The following is a 14,638-nucleotide window of genomic DNA, read 5'->3' on the forward strand; positions in this document are numbered from 1 at the left end:
GCGACCTTCCGTCCCCCAGACGGACGCGCTACCAGGCTGCGCCATAGCCCGACGTGTGGGGTGTCATACCCGATTTCTGGCCGGGGGCAAGGGGGGAATTGCACGAGGTTTGCGTTCTTCTTAGCGCGGGTCGCGCCGGTTGCTTGCCATCTGGTCGCGCAACGCGCTCAGCTGTGCCAACAGGGGACGGATCATATTGCGCTGCGCATCGCTCAGATGCGTCAACCCCGCGGCCTTACTCAGTGCCGATGGGGCAACCGGAATGGTCTCTGGGTCGGCATCGTCCGGTACGTTGACAATCCTCGGTTTCGGGCTCGTGACAGCTGGTTCTGCATCCTGCGCCTCGTCTGTGTTGGTTGGTTCCGAATAGTCCGACAGAAATGAGGGTAACGTGGCGGCGGGCTCCGCGTCCTCAGTTGAGTCATCGCTTTTCGGCGTCTCAGCAGAAGCAAGCTCTGCTTCGTCAGCCTCAACCTCAACTTTTTCATCAGACGCAGGCGTCAAAACCTGTTCTTCAGGCGCAGCCTCCGCGATGTCGTCGGCAAGGGCAGGGGCGTCAGCATCTGCCTGTCCGTCGTCCTGTGTCGGCGCGTCCTCCACCATTGGCGGGTACGGAAGACCGACTTGGTCATCGGTATCAGACGCCTCAGTCCCGGCTTCCGGTGTTTGAGGCTGCAAGAATGAGGGCAAAGGTGCATCTGTCGCGGCCTCTTCCGGCTCATCGACCTCGGCCACGTCGTCATCATCCGATGCTTCGTCTGCCGCAACATGCGCTGGCGCAGGGTCCGGGGTGGCCTCAAACGGCAATACATCGGCTTCAACAGGCAGTGGTGCTACATCCTCGTCGATGGGTGCCGCCAGATCTGCATCCAACTGGGCGTCCGTTTCCGCGTCAAGCGGAGGGGACAGGTCGGCGACATGCGCCATGCCTTCTTCGCGCAGGATCTTTTGAACGCCCTTGATGGTCAGGCCATCATCATGCAGCAGTTTACGGATGCCACCCAACAGCAACATATCGCTCGGGCGGTAGTACCGTCGGCCACCAGCGCGTTTTACCGGTTTGACCTGAGTGAACTTGCTTTCCCAAAAGCGCAGAACATGGGTCTGAACGCCCAACCACTCGGCAACTTCCGAAATCGTGCGAAAGGCGTCCGCAGACTTGGCCATCTGCTCAGGACTTGTTGCCTACGGCCACACGATCTTTCATCAGATGCGAGGGGCGGAAAGTCAGGACACGACGCGGGTTGATGGGCACTTCTTCACCAGTCTTGGGGTTGCGACCAACACGTGCAGACTTGTCTCGGACAGAGAAGGTACCAAAGGACGAAATCTTGACTTGTTCACCACGCACGAGCGCATCAGACATGTGATCCAAAACGCTTTCTACCAGCTGTGCGCTTTCATTTCGCGACAGCCCCACCTCGTGGAAAACAGCTTCACTTAAATCCATGCGCGTCAAAGTCTTGTCAGTCATAAGTTCTCCCCTTTGGCAAAGCATAGGGCGCAGAGAAATTCCGAGTCAATATCAAGACCTTGGCCATGACACCGGATGTACGTTTTATGGCCGGTCAGGCTGGCTTTTTCTGCATTTCCGCCGGTTGGCATAGTGGTCGCCTGACCAAACGGCTGCGTATTCGGGGAATAGGCGAAAATCCGCGGAAAAAGCAATATGTGAAAAAACTGTCACCAAATCACGAAAGACTGCCTACACGATTTGGTGTAGATTCAACCTATGATTACATGCCGGGAGGAGAAACCGTGCCACATCATGCTGCCGTACTCAAAGATGTTCCGACTATTCTCACCATCCCACCAGCCGCTGATCCATGCAACGAGGGCCGCGGCGGGCAGGCACTTGAGCGCCGAAATCAGGCGCTGAGCGAAAAATCATATGAGCGTATCGTCAAGTGGATGCGCGCGCGTATTGGGGAACGTATCACCGAAGATATGTTGCATGGGCTCAGCCCTCTGGGCCGTCACGCATTCCGCCGTGCGTTCGAGGCACGTGCGGGGATGCCTCCGATGCATTTCCTCACGTGGATGCGTGTGGACTTGGCCGTGCGGCTTCTGATCGACACCCGCTTCAACCTCAATGAAATCGCATTTGTCACCGGTCTCGAGAACAAGCAGACGTTGGCAGACACATTTCGAGGTACGCTTGGTGTTCGCCCTCAGGCACTGCGGATATCGTCAAGCTGACGCGCCTCGCGAATGTGCTCGCGCTACCAGCGCAGCACAACAGCGCCCCAGGCCAGCCCACCGCCGATCGCTTCGGTCACGATGAGGTCGCCATCCTTGATCTGACCGCTTGCACGGCCAACGGACAGGGCCAATGGAATGGACGCCGCAGAGGTGTTGCCGTGGTCCTGAACGGTCACGACGACACGGTCCATGGCGATCCCCATCTTCTTTGCCGTGCCCTGAATGATGCGGATATTGGCCTGATGCGGTACGATCCAGTTAACTTCATCCGCCGTTACACCGGCGCGTTCCATGGCTGTTTCAGCCGTTGCCGCCAGCTTTTCAACCGCGTGGCGGAACACCTGGTTGCCCTGCATTCGCAGATAGCCGCTTGTGCCGGTGCTCACACCGCCATCAACATAAAGCAAGTCACGGTGCCGCCCGTCCGAGTTCAGATCGGTTGCCAGAATACCTCGATCCGCGGCGGTGCCATGGCCTTCACTGGCTTCAAGAACCAAAGCGCCTGCGCCATCACCGAAAAGGACGCATGTGCTGCGATCGGTCCAGTCCATGATCTTCGAAAACGTTTCCGCTCCGATCACCATGACGCGTTTGGCTTGGCCCGAAACGATCAGCGCATTCGCATTCGACAGAGCATAGACAAAGCCGGCGCACACAGCCTGAACGTCGAAGGCAAAGCCGCCCGTCATCCCAAGCTTGTCTTGCACCATCGTTGCAGCGGACGGAAAGGTCAGGTCTGCTGTTGAGGTGGCCAACACAATGGCATCAATGTCATCCGGTTGCAGGCCCGCATCCGCAAGTGCCGCTTGCGCCGCTGCCGTTGCCATAGACGATGTCGTGTCGTCTTCGGTAGCAAAGTGCCGCCGCTCGATCCCAGAACGGGACCGAATCCATTCGTCGGTTGTGTCGAGCGTTGCCTCGAATTCGGCATTCTCGACCACGCGTGCGGGCAGGTAATGCCCCACGCCACGGACCACCGCACGAAGCGTCATCTATTGCTCTCCTCTGCCCGCTGCGTGGCCCGGGCAACCCGGGCGGCGAGCTTGTCGTTAAAGCCTTGTTCGGACAATTGGGCCGCCAGTTTGATAGCAGCCGAAACACCCGTAGCATCTGCTCCGCCGTGCGATTTGACAACCGTTCCGTTCAAACCGAGGAAAACACCGCCGTTCACGCGGCGCGGATCGATGCGTTTCCGCAAGCGGCGCATCGACGTAAAGGCCAGTAAGTATGCGAGGCGCGACAGAGGGGTGAACTTGAAGGCTTCACGCAGCAGGTCACCGATCAGACTGGCAGTGCCTTCGCCTGTTTTGATGGCCACGTTGCCGGTGAAACCGTCGGTGACGATCACATCCGCCACCTCGCCCTGAATGTCACCGCCTTCGACGAAACCAACGAAATCGAACTCGGCGGCGTCGGCCTGTGCACCAATCAGCTCATAAGCCTCTTTCAGCTCCGAGCGGCCCTTATGTTCTTCGGTGCCTACGTTCAGAAGGCCGATTCGAGGGCGGGGCAGGTCCATGCCATTCCGGGCATAGGATGCACCCATCAGCGCATAGCGCAGCAAATCATCTGCATCCGCGCGTACGTCCGCGCCCACATCCAGCATCACGTTGAAGCCCTGTGGATTGCGGCTGGGCCAAAGTACTGCGATGGCTGGACGGTTCACACCAGGCAACTTGCGCAGGCGGATCATCGACAAAGCCATCAATGCGCCGGTGTTTCCGCAACTCACAGCCACGTCCGCTTCGCCTGCGCGCACGGATTCGATGGCTGACCACATCGAAGTGCCCTTGCCATTGCGCACCACGTGGCTGGGTTTGTCGTCCATCGTCACGACGCCCGCGGCGTCACGGATCAAGCATCGGCCCACAAGATTTTTGCGGCGGCCAATCAGCGTCTCAAGTTCATCCCGCGGACCGTGCAGGATAAAGCCCAGCTTTGGATTCTTCTTAGCGGATGTCGAACAGCCAGACACGACTGCGGCGGGGCCCATGTCCCCGCCCATCGTGTCGACAGAAAGAATAATGGGAAAGGCAAGCTGTGCTGCCGCGTCGGCCGGGTCTGTGGAAGGGGCCGTCATTGCGCGCTGTCTTGCCTTGTCGCCTGTGACGCCACTCAGGCCGCGTCGTCTTCCAGATCAACCTCTTCGGTCATGGCGACGATCTCGTTGTCGTCGTAATGACCGCATGCCGCGCAAACGTGGTGCGGGCGCTTCAGCTCACCGCAGTTGGGGCATTCGTTGGGGTTGGCGGGGGTCAAGCTGTCGTGGGCGCGGCGGTTGTTGCGGCGCGATTTCGACACTTTATTCTGTTGTACAGCCATTGAAGTGGGCCTTTGGTTCGGGCAGCGCCGCGGGTCGTGCGCGGATGCGATGTGTTTCGTGGTCCCGGGTCGGGTGTTTTGGTCATCCGAGTACGGGTTGAGCAGCGTTTAGGCAAAGCGCCACGCCATGTCCAACCCAAAATCTCGTGAGGGCGGCAAAATACGCATCCTTGGCCGGGACGCAAGGGCAAATCAGTCGTCTTTTTTACCGCTCAGCTTCGACTTCAGATCCGCCAGACCGGCAAAGGGTTTGGCAGCTTCGTCCGTCAGTGGCGCGACACCCGGTTCGGTCAAAACCATTTCGCCCAGTTCGGCGCCTTCGGCCCGTGGAAAATCGGGGATCGCAAGGCTCAGGGATTCGATCATGACAGCCTCGGGGTCGATCCATGCGCCCAGCCGTTCAACTTCGTCATCTTCGGGCATTTCTGTTTCCGGCGCGTCGATCTCTTCATAGTCACGGACATAGAGTCGGCGAACGGGCACATCGATGCGCGTGGTCACTGGCACCAGCGTCACCGCACAGGGCTGTGTAACCGTTGCCCCCAGGGTGCCGGTCAGCAACCAGTCTGTAGTTCCATGGGCTTTGATCTGTCCCTCAAATCGCAACTTGCGCAAGCCGCTCAGCCCCAGCGCGTCCGCGAAAACGGTCATCGCATTGGTATCCGGCAAAATCTGGAATGCTGTTGCAGCGTTTTGCGTCAAACCACTGACACGCAGCGCAGTGGTGGAAGGGGGCGTCTGTGACATCGATCGCTTTCGTTTCTTGAACCAAGGCCAAAGCTTGAGTAAGTCGAGATAAAAGCACCACGCGCCCGGAGCAAGGGGTGGCGTATGACAAGGGGGGGTCAGATGGCGACCTTTACACCACTTTCCGCTGCAGGGCTTGCCCTGATCGTCTCGCTTGGTGTCGCGGGATGCTCGCCAACGTTCCGCAATCACGGATATGTCCCGCCCGAAGAAGATCTTGCAGAACTCGTTGTCGGCATCGACACACGCGCCTCGGTCGAGGATTTGGTCGGCCCACCCACAGCAGGCGGCGTTCTTGAGGGTGGAGATTACTTCTACATTCGCAGCAAGGTGCGCACATTTGGACCCCGCCGCCCGCAAGTGGTTGAGCGTCAGGTGCTGGCGATCACTTTCGACGGTGAAGGCGTGCTGCAGAACATTGAACGCTTCGGCCTTGAAGACGGACGGGTTGTGGCGCTGTCGCGCCGTGTCACTGAAAGCGGTGTAACGGACACCAGCTTCCTGCGTCAGCTTCTCGGCAATATCGGTCGCATTGGGCCACAGGGCGTTCTCTGATCCATTGGCTTCATCTGCACGTCATATGCCCCATGTTATCGGGGTCACATATGGCTTGGGCAGGAGGCTAAACCGATGATCGGGTTGAAAAAGGGGCGCTACGTGGCGCGGCAGGCGGAAGGGCTGGCCGACATCGAAGCGTGCCAGACGCTGCGCGCCCACTGTTTTGGGCTGGTTTCGGATGCAGATGTTTTTGACGACCGGTGCCGACACATCCTGATCCACCGAATCGCGGATGATGCGCTTGTCTGCTGCTTTCGCATGCTGCCTCTCACTGGGGCCACGATCTCGCACAGCTACTCAGCCCAGTATTACGAGCTCAGCGCGCTTGAAGCCTTTGATGGCAAGATGGTTGAGATGGGCCGTTTCTGCGTTGATCCCACTGCGGCAGACCCCGATATCCTGCGCGTCGCCTGGGGGGCGATGACCGCTTACGTGGATGACGAAGGAGTCGAACTGCTTTTTGGCTGTTCGTCTTTCTCAGGCACCGAAACAGCAGACTATCTGGATGCTTTCGCGATGCTCAAAGCACGCCACCTTGCACCCAAACGCTGGTTGCCACGGGTCAAGGCGCCAAAAGTTTTCAAATACGCTGCGCGCCTGCGCCGCAAGCCGGATGCGAAGAAAGCGATGCTGCGGATGCCGCCCTTGCTGCGGACCTATCTGATGATGGGCGGGTGGGTCAGCGACCATGCGGTGGTCGATGACAAAATGAATACGCTGCACGTTTTCACTGGGGTTGAAATCGGGTCCATTCCTCCAGCGCGAAAAAAGCTGCTGCGCGCGGTCGTCGGCTGATTTCAACAGGTCGATACCAAGGCGCGTTTGGCCGCAAAACGGTTTGCACCTGTTGCGCAGTAAGGCATTTCAGCGCGCGTTGGGGGTGCACAGGGGGTGTACGGATGCTGCACGGGGGGTGACACCCCGGTTGACGGCTTCGAATTGACCCACTAGCTGCCCGCCTATGGCCCGTGTTCCTCTGCTTCAGCTCTCCGATATCTCGCTTACATTTGGCGGCGATCCTGTCTTTGACGACCTGTCCCTGGTCGTGCAACCGGGCGACCGTGTTGCGCTTGTGGGCCGCAATGGATCCGGCAAGTCGACCCTGATGAAGGTGATGGGTGGGCTGGTCGAAGTCGACCGAGGCGAGGTTGTTCCGGGCCCCGGCGTGAGTGTTGGATACATGGAGCAAGACACTGATATGAAAGGGTTTGCAACGCTTGGAGACTTTGCCATCCATGGGTTGGAACCCTCCGATCTCTACAAGGTTGAGCGGGCGGGCGAAGGACTGAAATTCGATCCGGCGCGCCCGGTCGAAACTGCCTCCGGCGGAGAACGTCGCCGCGCTGCACTGGCGCGTCTGATGGCTGAAGCGCCCGATCTGATGCTGCTGGACGAACCTACGAACCACCTCGATATCGAAGCCATCGCCTGGCTCGAAGCTGAGTTGAAGACCACCCGCGCCGGGTTTGTCCTCATCTCTCACGACCGGGCATTCTTGCGTGAGCTTACCCGCGCAACCCTCTGGATTGATAGGGGAACTGTGCGCCGTCAGGAAAAAGGATTTGACGCGTTCGAGGCATGGCGAGACACCGTTTGGGAAGAGGAAGACACCGCCCGTCACAAGCTGAACCGCAAGATCAAGGCCGAAGCACGCTGGGCTGTCGAAGGCATCAGCGCACGGCGCAAGCGCAACATGGGCCGGGTCCGCGCCCTGCAAGATCTGCGCGCCGAACGGGCCGCTCAGATCAAGCGCCAAGGGGCTGCTGCAATGGCTCTGGATGCAGGACCGAAATCCGGCCGCAAGGTTCTTGAAGCAACAGCTATTTCAAAGTCTTACGATGGAAAGATGATCCTTGAGCCATTCTCACTCAAGGTGCAGCGTGGCGACCGCATCGCCTTTGTCGGGCCCAATGGCGTGGGTAAGACCACCCTACTCAAGATGCTAATCGGAGAGGTCGCGCCTGACACCGGCACGGTCACGATGGGCACCAATCTGGAACTGGCAGTCTTTGATCAGGCCCGTTCGCAATTGGACCCGGATGCAAGCCTCTGGGACAGTCTGACAAGCGATCCCGACATGCGGGTCAGCGGCAAGGCAGACCAGGTCATGGTGCGGGGCAACCCGAAACATGTCGTTGGATACCTCAAGGAATTTCTATTTGATGAGGCACAGGCAAGGGCGCCCGTAAGATCGCTTTCCGGCGGGGAGAAGGCGCGTTTGCTGTTGGCACGCATCATGGCACGGCAATCCAACGTACTGGTGCTCGATGAGCCGACCAACGATCTGGATGTCGAAACACTGGACCTGTTGCAGGATCTGCTTGGCCAATATGATGGAACGGTCCTGCTGGTCAGCCACGACCGTGATTTCCTGGATCGTGTAGCGGTCACGACCATTGCGATGGAGGGAGATGGCAAGGCCACTGTCTACGCAGGTGGATGGAGCGATTACCAGTCTCAACGCGGTCCCAACGATGTTGCGCAACCTGTTGAAGCAGCGAAGAAAACGGACACTGTCGCATCCAAGCCAAAGCAGGCACCAAAGATTGGGCTGTCCTTCACGGAAAAGCACCGGCTTGAAGCGCTGCCAGCCGAGATTGAGCGGCTGGAAGCCGAAATGACCAAGCTGCAAGAGCTGCTGTCTGATCCCGATCTCTATACACGCGAGCCAGTCAAATTCCGCAAGGCAACCGAGGCACTTAGCGAACGTCAGGCCAAGCTGGACGCGGCGGAAGAGGAGTGGCTGACGCTGGAGGAAAAGGCCGAAGCCTAGGTGGGACGGGCAGGGACGCCCACAACCGTGGCACCCTCGGCAATGTCCTTGGTCACAACAGCGCCAGCGCCCACGATGGCTCGGTCCTGGATTGTGATGCCGGGCATGATGATCGCACCGGCCCCAATCCATACATCTGCACCAATGGCCACGGGCAATGCGCGTTCGATCCCGGCACGCCGTTTGGCCGGGTCACGATGGTGATCCGCACACAGAATCTGCGCGCCTGTGCCAATCATCGTGCCGTCTCCGATCCGCACAGGAGCGCTGTCGAGAATCACGCAGCCGCTGTTGATGAACACGTCAGCCCCAAGGTGGATGTTCCGACCGTAGGAACAATGAAAGGGGGATTCGATCAGGCAATTTGCACCAGTTTCGGCGAAAAGCGCGCGCAGTGGTGTACTGAGTGTTCGCCGTTCTGATGGGGGCAGATGGTTATGCGCGTGTACCGCATTCAATGCCACCATACGCAGGTCTTCGAGCGCATCATCAAGGCAGCTGTACCAATCACCGGCCTCCATCTTTTCCCGCTCAGTTCGCATCATCGCATCCGCAGCGCGCCGTCCAAACGGATGACCTCGCCGTTGAGGTACCCCATCTCAACGATGAATGCCGCAAGGCGGGCATACTCGTTCGGATCACCCAAACGCGGCGGGTTCGGCACATCGGCTGCCAGGGCTGCCTGCACATCCTCCGGCAAACCGGCCAGCATCGGGGTTTTGAAGATGCCCGGTGCAATCGTCATGACCCGCACGCCGGACGACGCCAGATCGCGTGCCATCGGCAGTGTCATGCCCACAACACCGCCCTTGGATGCGGCATAGGCGGCCTGACCTTTCTGCCCGTCAAAAGCGGCAATCGAAGCCGTGTTGATAATCACGCCTCGCGCACCATCGGGTTCGGGTTCGTTGTCGGCCATCGCCACCGCTGCCAGACGCGCAACGTTGAAGCTGCCAACCAGGTTTATGTCGATCGTTTTCTGAAAGGCGGGAAGAGGATGTGGCCCATCGCGTCCAACGGTCTTGATACCAACCGCAATCCCCGCGCAATTCACGGCTGCGTTTAGCCCGCCCATCCTGCTGCGGGCCAGATCAATGGCTGCGGCGACCGATGTTTCGTCTGTCACGTCCGTTTCGGCAAAATGTCCGCCGATCTCACTTGCAACGTCCGTTCCGCGTTCCGCGTCGCGATCTAGCAGTGTGACCTGCGCACCCCGCGCGGCAAAGTGGCGGGCAGTTGCTTCGCCAAGCCCGGACGCGCCGCCCGTTACGACCGCCATGGTTGTGTCGAGTTTCATGCGAGCCACTCCTGTCTAAATATGAACGTGCGTTCAGTTAACCGGAAGCAGCATCATCTGACAAGGCGAACGGCTTAGCCTTTGTGGATCCACCCACCACCATAGATGCGGCTGCTGTCCCGATCATAAAAAACACAGGCTTGCCCGGGGGACACTCCCGCCTCGGCTGCAGCCAGCTCAACTGTGGCTTCGGTTGCACTGATAGGCCGGATAATGGCGTCGGTCGGTGGCCGGGTTGAGCGGACTTTGACGGCCACATGCCACGCGTCCTTGCTGTCGAATCGGGCGTCGCCCAGCCAGTTCACTTCGCGCACGGGGATCGTGCGGGTTGCCAGCATCTCCTTGGGTCCGACGACCACCTGCCGGTTTTCGGCATCCAGCTTCACCACATAGAGCGGGTCGGCCAATCCGCCGATTCCCAAACCACGCCGTTGTCCAATCGTGTAGTTGATCACCCCGTCATGGCTGCCCAACACGCGTCCGGTGTGATCGACAATGTCACCTGGTGCCGCCGCCTCGGGGCGCAGCTTGCGGATGACGGACGCATAATCGCCATTCGGGACAAAGCAGATGTCCTGGCTGTCGGGCTTGTCTGCCACGCCTAGCCCGTATTTCGCGGCCAGCGCACGGGTGTCGTCCTTGGACGGCAGATGGCCCAATGGAAAACGCAGATAGTCCAACTGTTCGGCCGTGGTCGAAAACAGGAAGTAGCTTTGATCGCGGCCGGCATCTGCTGCGGCATGCAGCTCCGCTCCGTGCGTGCCCATTTTGCGTTGGATATAGTGACCGGTCGCCATGCAATCGGCCTCAAGATCCTTAGCTGTTTCAAGGAGATCCTTGAATTTCACCCGCTCGTTACAGCGGATGCAGGGGACCGGAGTCGCGCCGCCCAGATAGCTGTCAGCAAACTCATCAATGACCGCGTCGCGGAACACGTTTTCATAGTCGAGAACGTAGTGCGGAAAGCCCATTTCCTCGGCCACGCGGCGTGCATCGTGAATGTCGCGCCCGGCACAACACGCGCCTTTTTTGGCAAGTGCCGCGCCATGATCATAGAGTTGCAGGGTGACACCCACCACATCGTAGCCTTGGCTTTTCAGCTCTGCCGCCACAACGGAGCTGTCCACGCCGCCAGACATGGCGACGACGACACGTGTGTCAGCCGGAGCTTTGGCAAAGCCCAGCGAATTGAGCGGACCGTTGTGGTCAAGCATGGCAGGTCTCCGAGGGGATTGAGCGCATATATATGAAAATCCGAAATAGTCTCAAGGCCCGGTTTAACGGCGCATTAAACGCATTCACCCAAGCTCTGTTCAAAGATGAATAATGAGCGGTGTGTGATGTATTTGAAGAAAGTGGATGGCCCACGGGCCGTAACCTTGCCCGATGGTTCCGTGTTGACGCAGGCGGACTTGCCTCCGGCGACGACGCGGCGCTGGGTTGCATCACGTAAGGCGGCCGTGGTGCGTGGCGTTTTGTACGGTCTTCTCACGCAAGACGCGGCGCTTGAGCGATATGGTCTAAGCGAAGAAGAATTTCACGAGTGGGTTCGTGCGGTTTCGACGCACGGAGAGGAGGCCTTGAAGGCAACAGCACTACAAAAATATAGACAACTTTAGGTTGTTAAGATACGACTTCATCAAGGGTAACGTGTGATTAACCTTTTCGGTTCACGTTTGTTTCAACACCTGAACGCCCCTTGTGTGGAGATCCGAAGAATGCGCGTATTGCTTGTAGAAGACGACCCAACCACCTCGAAAAGCATTGAACTGATGCTGACCCATGCGAACCTGAACGTCTATGCGACGGATTTGGGTGAGGAGGGGATCGACCTTGCCAAGCTCTATGACTACGACCTGATCCTTCTGGACCTGGATCTCCCCGATATGAACGGGCACGAGGTGCTGCGCCAACTGCGTCTGGCCCGCGTCGAAACACCGATCCTGATCCTGTCTGGTGCGGATGACACGGAAAACAAGATCAAGGGCTTCGGGTTTGGTGCTGACGACTACCTGACAAAACCGTTCCACCGCGAAGAGTTGGTGGCACGTATCCACGCCATCATCCGCCGCTCGAAAGGGCATTCGCAATCCGTCATCAATACAGGCGATGTATCCGTTAACCTCGATGCCAAGACAGTCAGCGTTGACAACAAGACGGTGCACCTGACCGGCAAAGAATATCAGATGCTTGAGCTTCTGAGCCTGCGGAAGGGCACGACACTGACAAAAGAGATGTTCCTGAACCACCTCTATGGCGGTATGGACGAACCTGAGCTGAAAATTATCGATGTGTTTATCTGCAAGCTGCGCAAAAAGCTCAGCAATGCCACGGGTGGTCAGAACTACATCGAAACTGTTTGGGGCCGTGGATACGTCCTGCGCGATCCTGAACCGGCAGAGATGACAGATAATACTCCCATGGCCGTGGGCGCTTAGAGGCAGCTACACCCCTCTGAAAAAGGGTCGCCGCACGGATCTGTGTGGTGGCCCTTTTTTGTTTCAGCCATGCGATGTCCATCAATGACTGGACCACCTGCGCTTCGGCTTTTATCTCTTGGCGCGATAAGTGCGGGGGGTGATTTGTGACCGACACCATCAAGATCGACGCGATGACTCGGGATCAGGCCGTGGCCGAGCTTGCGCGCCTGGCCGACATTCTGGCGCGGGCCAATGCTGCCTACCATACCGATGATGCCCCGGACATCAGTGATGCGGAATATGACCAACTCAAGCGTCGGAATGCAGAGATTGAGGCGCAGTTTCCCGATCTGAAACGGGATGACAGCCCAAGCGAACAAGTGGGTGCACCGGTCGCCGACGGGTTCTCCAAAGTCACCCATGCTGTTGCGATGCTGTCGCTCTCAAATGCATTTGACGATGCGGATGTATCCGAATTCGACGGGCGCATTCGAAAGTACCTTGGCCTTGGGGCAGATACGGCACTGTCCTATACTGCGGAACCGAAGATTGATGGCCTATCCTTGTCTTTGCGTTACGAAGACGGCGTTCTCACGCAGGCTGCCACGCGCGGCGATGGGGCCGTGGGCGAAAACGTGACAGCCAACGCGCGCACAATCGACGACATTCCTGCAACGCTTGAAGGGGCACCGGCGATTCTAGAGGTACGGGGCGAAGTCTACATGTCGCACCCAGATTTCGAAGCGCTCAATGACCGGCAGGCAGACGCGGGACAGAAAGCATTTGCCAACCCGCGCAATGCCGCAGCCGGGTCGTTGCGCCAACTGGATGCAAACATCACGCGCGCCCGACCGCTTCGGTTCTTTGCCTATGCGTGGGGTGCGTTGTCGGGTCCGCTTGCGGACACTCAAATGGGGGCAATCGAGCGGCTGCATGCACTTGGTTTTCAGACCAATTCGCTCACTCGGCTGTGCAACGGGCCGGAGGAGATGATTGCGCATTACAAGATGATCGAACAGGAGCGCGCGACGCTCGGCTATGACATCGACGGCGTTGTCTACAAGGTCAACGACCTCGGGTTGCAGTCCCGTCTGGGCTTCCGATCCACCACGCCGCGATGGGCTGTGGCCCACAAGTTCCCGGCCGAGCTGGCCTGGACCCGGCTTGATGCCATCGACATTCAGGTGGGTCGCACGGGCGCACTCAGCCCGGTCGCGCGCCTCACACCTGTCACTGTCGGTGGAGTCGTCGTGTCAAATGCCACGCTGCATAACGAAGACTACATCGCGGGGCGTGACAACAAGGGCGAACAGATTCGCGATGGCAAGGACATCCGCGTCGGTGATTGGGTTCAGGTTTACCGCGCCGGTGACGTGATTCCCAAGGTTGCCGATGTGGACCTGTCCAAGCGCCTCAAGGATGCACAGCCCTATGTCATGCCGGACCGATGCCCGGAGTGTAACAGCGAGGCTGTGCGTGAACCCGGTGATGCCGTCCGCCGCTGCACAGGCGGGCTGATTTGCCCGGCGCAAGCGGTGGAAAAGCTCAAGCATTTCGTCAGCCGAGCCGCGTTTGATATCGACGGGCTGGGTGCGAAGCAGGTGGAACAATTCCACAACGACAAGTGGATCGCCGAACCTGCTGACATTTTCACCCTGCGCGACCGCTATGGCACTGGCTTGCAGCAACTCAAGAACCGGGAAGGCTGGGGCGAGAAATCGGCAACAAACCTGTTCGATGCGATAGATGACAGGCGCAACATTGGCCTTGGACGGATGATTTTCGCGCTCGGCATTCGCCATGTTGGCGAGGCTGCGGCGAACCTGCTGGCCACGCATTATGGAACGTGGGACGCATTCAGCGCGGCGATGCGCACAGCAGAGGAAGGCAATGAAGCGTGGGAGGATCTGCTCAGCATTGATGGGGTCGGCGCAGTCATGGCCGGATCGCTTGCAACAACCTTCAATCAAGAGGCCGAGATCGCGAGCATCGACCGTCTTGTGGCGCATTTGAACATTGAAGAGGCTGTGCGACCCGACACGTCAGGCAGCCCGGTCGCAGGAAAAACTGTCGTTTTCACGGGCACTTTGGAAAAGATGACGCGGGCCGAAGCCAAGGCGCGGGCCGAGGCCCTGGGGGCTAAGGTCTCTGGCTCTGTCAGTGCCAAGACGGATTTGTTGGTGGCTGGGCCCGGTGCGGGATCGAAAGCAAAAAAAGCGGCGGATCTGGGCATTGAAACCATCGATGAAGATGGCTGGCTGGAACTGATCGGCGCGCTATGAGCCGCCCTGAAATCCTGTTTCCGCTCTTTGCGGACCT

Annotated in this window: 16 protein-coding genes; 7 read left to right on the top strand and 9 right to left on the bottom strand. The window is 58.8% G+C overall.

The window, feature by feature from the left end:
- Window positions 1–120: 120 nt before the first annotated feature.
- A complete protein-coding gene (locus AC6RA8_RS16375) occupies window positions 121–1,167 on the bottom strand; it encodes a MerR family transcriptional regulator (protein WP_500354007.1) in 1,047 nt (348 codons plus the stop codon).
- A gap of 4 nt (window positions 1,168–1,171) precedes the next feature.
- On the bottom strand, window positions 1,172–1,474 hold the full coding sequence (gene ihfA / locus AC6RA8_RS16380) for an integration host factor subunit alpha (protein ID WP_500354009.1): 303 nt from the start codon (window positions 1,472–1,474) through the stop codon (window positions 1,172–1,174).
- Between the two features lie 284 nt (window positions 1,475–1,758).
- Between ihfA and AC6RA8_RS16385 the strand changes: the two genes are divergently transcribed.
- The gene (locus AC6RA8_RS16385; RefSeq protein WP_500354011.1) at window positions 1,759–2,199 is read left to right on the top strand and encodes a helix-turn-helix domain-containing protein; all 441 of its coding nucleotides are present in this window, start codon (window positions 1,759–1,761) and stop codon (window positions 2,197–2,199) included.
- Between the two features lie 23 nt (window positions 2,200–2,222).
- Here the strand turns inward: AC6RA8_RS16385 and AC6RA8_RS16390 are convergent, their stop codons facing one another.
- From AC6RA8_RS16390 to AC6RA8_RS16405, 4 genes are all read right to left on the bottom strand, one after another.
- Complete coding sequence (locus AC6RA8_RS16390) at window positions 2,223–3,194, bottom strand: beta-ketoacyl-ACP synthase III (RefSeq protein WP_500354013.1); 972 nt, start codon at window positions 3,192–3,194, stop codon at window positions 2,223–2,225.
- Window positions 3,191–4,282: a phosphate acyltransferase PlsX gene (gene plsX / locus AC6RA8_RS16395; protein WP_500354015.1), complete on the bottom strand. Its 1,092-nt coding sequence runs from the start codon at window positions 4,280–4,282 to the stop codon at window positions 3,191–3,193. The genes AC6RA8_RS16390 and plsX overlap by 4 nt, the downstream gene beginning before the upstream one ends.
- A 35-nt stretch (window positions 4,283–4,317) precedes the next feature.
- Complete coding sequence (gene rpmF, locus AC6RA8_RS16400) at window positions 4,318–4,524, bottom strand: 50S ribosomal protein L32 (protein WP_189370522.1); 207 nt, start codon at window positions 4,522–4,524, stop codon at window positions 4,318–4,320.
- A gap of 192 nt (window positions 4,525–4,716) precedes the next feature.
- Entirely contained in the window at window positions 4,717–5,271 is a 555-nt protein-coding gene (locus AC6RA8_RS16405) for a YceD family protein (RefSeq protein ID WP_500354017.1), read from the bottom strand.
- A gap of 102 nt (window positions 5,272–5,373) precedes the next feature.
- On the opposite strand from AC6RA8_RS16405, the gene AC6RA8_RS16410 reads away from it, so the two are divergent.
- The 3 genes from AC6RA8_RS16410 (at window position 5,374) to AC6RA8_RS16420 (ending at window position 8,602) form a co-directional block, all read left to right on the top strand.
- Window positions 5,374–5,826: an outer membrane protein assembly factor BamE gene (locus AC6RA8_RS16410; protein ID WP_500354019.1), complete on the top strand. Its 453-nt coding sequence runs from the start codon at window positions 5,374–5,376 to the stop codon at window positions 5,824–5,826.
- A 75-nt stretch (window positions 5,827–5,901) separates the two neighbouring features.
- On the top strand, window positions 5,902–6,624 hold the full coding sequence (locus AC6RA8_RS16415; RefSeq protein WP_500354021.1) for a GNAT family N-acetyltransferase: 723 nt from the start codon (window positions 5,902–5,904) through the stop codon (window positions 6,622–6,624).
- Between the two features lie 166 nt (window positions 6,625–6,790).
- Entirely contained in the window at window positions 6,791–8,602 is a 1,812-nt protein-coding gene (locus tag AC6RA8_RS16420; RefSeq protein WP_500354023.1) for an ABC-F family ATP-binding cassette domain-containing protein, read from the top strand.
- On the opposite strand, the gene AC6RA8_RS16425 is transcribed toward AC6RA8_RS16420, so the two are convergent.
- The 3 genes from AC6RA8_RS16425 to mnmA all read right to left on the bottom strand — a co-directional run bounded on the left by AC6RA8_RS16425 (window position 8,599) and on the right by mnmA (window position 11,113).
- The gene (locus AC6RA8_RS16425; RefSeq protein WP_500354025.1) at window positions 8,599–9,147 is read right to left on the bottom strand and encodes a sugar O-acetyltransferase; all 549 of its coding nucleotides are present in this window, start codon (window positions 9,145–9,147) and stop codon (window positions 8,599–8,601) included. The two genes, AC6RA8_RS16420 and AC6RA8_RS16425, sit on opposite strands and share 4 nt — an antisense overlap.
- A complete protein-coding gene (locus tag AC6RA8_RS16430; RefSeq protein ID WP_500354027.1) occupies window positions 9,144–9,899 on the bottom strand; it encodes a 3-hydroxyacyl-CoA dehydrogenase in 756 nt (251 codons plus the stop codon). Before AC6RA8_RS16430 ends, AC6RA8_RS16425 begins: the two co-directional genes overlap by 4 nt.
- Window positions 9,900–9,973: 74 nt before the next feature.
- The gene (mnmA, locus tag AC6RA8_RS16435) at window positions 9,974–11,113 is read right to left on the bottom strand and encodes a tRNA 2-thiouridine(34) synthase MnmA (protein WP_500354029.1); all 1,140 of its coding nucleotides are present in this window, start codon (window positions 11,111–11,113) and stop codon (window positions 9,974–9,976) included.
- Window positions 11,114–11,239: 126 nt separating this feature from the next.
- Between mnmA and sciP the strand changes: the two genes are divergently transcribed.
- The 3 genes from sciP to ligA all read left to right on the top strand — a co-directional run bounded on the left by sciP (window position 11,240) and on the right by ligA (window position 14,601).
- The gene (gene sciP / locus AC6RA8_RS16440) at window positions 11,240–11,518 is read left to right on the top strand and encodes a CtrA inhibitor SciP (RefSeq protein WP_189370532.1); all 279 of its coding nucleotides are present in this window, start codon (window positions 11,240–11,242) and stop codon (window positions 11,516–11,518) included.
- 99 nt (window positions 11,519–11,617) lie between these two features.
- On the top strand, window positions 11,618–12,337 hold the full coding sequence (gene ctrA, locus AC6RA8_RS16445) for a response regulator transcription factor CtrA (protein ID WP_500354031.1): 720 nt from the start codon (window positions 11,618–11,620) through the stop codon (window positions 12,335–12,337).
- A gap of 173 nt (window positions 12,338–12,510) precedes the next feature.
- On the top strand, window positions 12,511–14,601 hold the full coding sequence (gene ligA / locus AC6RA8_RS16450) for an NAD-dependent DNA ligase LigA (protein WP_500354033.1): 2,091 nt from the start codon (window positions 12,511–12,513) through the stop codon (window positions 14,599–14,601).
- Window positions 14,602–14,638 lie beyond the last annotated feature (37 nt).

Source organism: Tateyamaria sp. (genome assembly GCF_059783535.1).